The 4928-nt window shown below is 45.6% G+C and carries 2 protein-coding genes; both read left to right on the forward strand.

Features of this window, described 5'->3' with window-relative positions; genetic code table 11:
• A partial coding sequence (locus ACQY6I_RS00005) for a non-ribosomal peptide synthetase (RefSeq protein ID WP_428239412.1) occupies positions 1-3263 on the forward strand: 3263 nt, incomplete at its 5' end.
• Positions 3264-3296: 33 nt separating this feature from the next.
• A partial coding sequence (locus ACQY6I_RS00010; protein ID WP_428239413.1) for a condensation domain-containing protein occupies positions 3297-4928 on the forward strand: 1632 nt, incomplete at its 3' end.

Here is a 4928-nt window from a genome sequence, read left to right on the forward strand (position 1 = left end):
AGGAACAGATTGATCGTATCTGTGAGTCTGTCCCCGGAGGGGCGGGCAATATCCAGGATATATACCCGTTGGCACCGTTACAGGAAGGCATGCTGTTCCACTATCTGATGCAGGAGCAGGGCGATGTGTATGTCGAACCCAGTCTTATCGCTTTTGATCACCGAAACCAGTTGGATGCTTTCCTGGCAGGGTTGCAATTTGTAATAGACCGTCATGACATACTCAGGACATCCATGTATTGGAAAGGTGTCAAGGAACCGGTGCAGGTGGTTTGGCGAGAAGCCTCGCTGTCTGTTGAAGAGTGTCCTCCTGAAAATACCGAAGCGCTAATAGACACTCTTATTCAACGTTTTGATCAAATGAATATTCGCATGGAAATCGACCAGGCTCCATTGATCAAAGCGTTTACAACATATGATGTTCAGCAAGACCGCTGGATATTGAGCCTGTTGACACACCATGTCATCAATGATCACACCACATTAGAGATCATTGTTGACGAAGTTCTGATGTGTCTCAAGGGTCGTCACCGTGACCTGCCTGAACCGCTGCCGTTCCGTCGCTTCATCGCTCAGACCCGAAAACCTGGGCAGCGGGAAATGCAGGAAGCATTTTTCCATAATCTACTGTCCGATGTTGAAGAAACAACAGCGCCTTATGGGTTATCACAAGCGCTGAATGACAGTTTTAAAGTACATAAGAAACATGTACCCATCGATTCAGCCATCAATACCCGCATCAGGAATCTGGCCCGACATTCCGGTGTCAGTACGGCCAGTATTTTTCACTTGATATGGGCTCAAGTGTTGGCAGTCACGACCGGTCGCACCGATGTTGTTTTTGGCACGGTTTTATTTGGCCGTATGCAGGGAGGTGAAGGATCAGATCGAGCGATGGGCATGTTTATCAATACATTACCGATCCGCCTGTTAGTGAATGACCAACCGGTCATATCCGCTTTAAAAAATGTACACCAACTGCTGGCGGAACTGTTGCAGCATGAACATACACCGTTGGTGGTGGCGCAGAATTGTAGCTCTCTACCGCCACAGCAACCACTGTTCACCAGTGTGTTGAATTATCGCTATGACAGTATTGAAGAAGACTCTGAGTTTAATGAGATCGAAGGAGTTTCCATTATTTATGGAGAGGAGCGAACCAACTATCCGGTCACGGTCTCAGTCAATGATCTCCCGGAAGGATTCTCACTCGACCTGGTCGTAGATGAACAGATTAACCTTGAACAGCTTGCCGCGTTGATCACAGAAACACTGATCCTATTGGTTGAGACACTGGAGAATCAATCGCAAACCCCCGTCTGTCATCTGTATTCATTACCCACCGCGGAACATAATCGGGTTGTTCATGAGTTCAATCAGACTGATGCTATTTATCCAAAAGATAAGTGCCTTCACGAACTGTTTGAGTGGCACGCTATGAATACCCCGGATGCCATCGCATTGGTTCACCATGATATCACCATGACGTACCAGGCCCTTAATAAGCAGGCTAACCATTTGGCTCGGTGGCTACAGAATTCCGGCGTCCAGCGGGAAGCCCGGGTCGCTATCGCGTTAGAGCGAGGGTTTGATCTGGTTATTGCGGTGTTGGCAACTGTAAAAGTGGGTGGCTGTTATGTTCCCCTGGACCTGGCCGCACCTGATGAAAGGCTTCAGACTATTCTAGCTGATTGTCAGCCAACACTGCTGATCACCGATTCGGATGGAGATAGGTTCAAGGATCTTAATCAGGAAATCATCTCGCTAAATATTAAGCAGCTTGAACAATGGTGCCACGGTTCCAGTGAAAATCTGGATCAGACCTTATCGCCTACGAATCTGGCTTACATCATGTACACCTCAGGGTCTACAGGAAAGCCGAAAGGTGTGATGATTGAACAGAGAAATATCGTCAAATTGGCGATCAATAATGGCTATGCCGATTTTCAGGAGACTGACCGAATAGCCTGTATTTCAAATCCTGCATTTGATGCCAGTACTATGGAGTTTTGGGGGGCATTATTAAATGGGGCTCGCATGATTATATTTAGTCATGACGAAGTTCTGGAGGTAGATCGGTTCGTTCAGGGTTTAATGCACCACAAAGTGAATGCGATGTTCATGACAATAGCATTGTTCAATCGCTACGCCGAGAAAATGCAAATCTGTTTACCTCAATTGAAATACCTCATGGTTGGTGGTGAGACACTTGACCCCCGGTATATTAAAAACACATTAAGGCAGGCTCCGCCGGAAAATTTTATTCACGTCTACGGGCCAACCGAAACAACAACATTCGCCACCTCATACCGGCTGAATAACATTGACTTGCAACAAACGGCCATTCCAATCGGTAAGCCGATATCCAACACCCGGATATACATTCTCAATTCACAACTGAAGCCAGTTCCCACTGGAGTCCAGGGTGATATATATATCAGCGGTGATGGCGTTGCCCGGGGTTACTTAAATCAACCGGAAATTTCCTCTGCTGCATTTCTGGAGAATCCGTTTCTGCCAGGTACTCATCTTTATAAATCAGGCGATCAGGGACGCTGGCTGGCAAGTGGTGATATTGAGTTTCTAGGGCGCAATGATGACCAGGTCAAAATTCGTGGGTTTAGAATTGAGCCGGGCGAAATTGAATCTCGTTTGGTTCATTTGCCTTATGTAAAAGAAGCTCTCGTTCTGGCCAAAAAAGATACTTCAGGTGACAAGTATTTGGTGGCTTACTGCATATTTACTGATGAAAATAAGCAACAGGAAATTCGGAAGGCGCTGAGCCAGGTATTACCGGATTACATGATTCCCTCAGCAATTGTGCCACTTGAGTCATTTCCACTGACCCTCAACGGCAAAATCGACCGCAAGTCTTTACCTGATCCGCAAACAGAGTCATTAACGCAGCATCAATATGAAGTTCCGTCTAACGATATTGAAATTGCGCTGGCAGATATCTGGATAAGAATACTGGGTACGGAACGTGTTGGTCGTCAGGATGACTTCTTTGAACTCGGTGGCCACTCCTTAAAATGCGTTTCTCTTATTTCCGAAATTCAACAAAGCTTTGATATCGATCTGTCGATCCGCACCATATTCGAAAATAGTCAGTTGACTCAGTTGTCTGATCAGATACGACATCAGATAAGCCGTATACCGAATCAGGTAACAGATGAATTGGAAAAAAATATCCCAGAAAACATTGATGTAGATGCACTGGATGAAGCGCAGCTGGATGCCTGGTTAGATGCATTGTCTGACTGACCGGCATGACACAATCTGAAATGGAAAAATCTTATGTCTGATAATTCTCCGAATGTGATAGCGAGTAAACGAGAAAAGCTAAAAGCGCTTTTAAAGAAACGGGAAGCAGAAAGCCGCCTGAAAGCGCCTATTGAAAAGCTGACTAAAGAACAGCACGCCATGCATGGCAATCCTCTGTCGTTTTTTCAACAAAGTCTTTGGATGGTGACTGAAATTGAACACGGCAGCCATTACGCCTATCAGATTGCTGAAGCTTATCGTTTGAGAGGGGAATTGAACCGGGAATGGTTGATTAAGTCGCTTACTAATATCTGTCATCGACATGATGTATTACGAACAACCATACATCTGAATAGTCACGGTGCGATTGAAAACCGGATTGATCTTTCCGGTCATTTTGAACTCACGGAATATTCATTGGCGCAACTCGGAATAACATCAGAACAGCTACCACAATGGCTTTCGAGTCAAACAGAGAAACCATTTGATCTGGCTAAGGATCGATTACTGCGTGTAACGTTGATTCATGAACAGAATCATCAGAGTGTTTTGTTGCTTGAGATGCATCATCTTATTTCAGATGCGTGGTCTATCGATATTCTGCTGGAGGAACTGGCCGATAACTACAATGCATTGGCGAATGGTTATTTGCCTGATATTCAAACACTCCCCATTCAATATCAGGACTTTGCGATCTGGCAAAAAAAATATCTACAGGATGGCTACCAGGATCAGTTGATCAACTATTGGAAGCAGCAGTTATCGGGAATACCTGATGTACACCGATTACCATTGGATTATCCCAGACCCAAGCAGAAGTCCTATCAAGGAAAACATATACTCAGACATATTCCTCAGTCTATCTCGATGCCGTTACGACATTATGTGCAACAGCAAAATGCCTCCATGTTTATGGGGCTTTATGCCGTGTTCAGTAGTCTGTTGTCGCTTTTCAGTACAGAAGAAGACATCGTTATCGGCTCCACCTACGCAAACCGGCAACATCCAGATACTCAGCAATTGATTGGATATTTCGTTAATACACTGGTTCTACGTACTCAGGTGTCAGACGATATTGATTTTGAGTCACTGCTTGCTCGATGCCGCGAGGTCAGCCTTGAAGCTTTCGAACATGCCCAATTGCCATTTGATAGCCTGGTTGAAGCACTCAATCCACAAAGAAGTCTCAGTTTTAATCCGCTGTTTCAGATCATGCTCTCTTATACCGGTGATTCTGGAAGCGGTGAGTTTCAGATGGGGAATATCACTGTAGAGAGCATTCAAACACAGGATAACAGCGCACAGTTTGATATTAGTCTTGATATCAGTGAAGACAAAGATGGCCTTCATTGTTCCTGGGAATTCGCATCGGATCTGTTTACAGCGAACACGATTGAGAAAATGGCGGATTATTTTGAGCGATTATTGGAAATAGCCATTGATCAACCTCAAATGCCTCTCCGAAAGTTATCGTTGCTAACCAACGAAGAGCGCCACACCCAACTGAACAGCTTCAGTGGTCCGGCCCGTACCTATCCCGGTGCCCCCACGTTACACCAACGCTTCGAAGCCATCGCCGAACGCCTCCCAACTCACTGTGCCGTTGTGCATAACGACCAGCAGATGGATTACCAGACCCTCGACCGTCGCAGTAATCAGGTGGCT

It is taken from the genome of Gynuella sp., assembly GCF_050297175.1.
Lineage (GTDB): Bacteria > Pseudomonadota > Gammaproteobacteria > Pseudomonadales > Natronospirillaceae > Gynuella.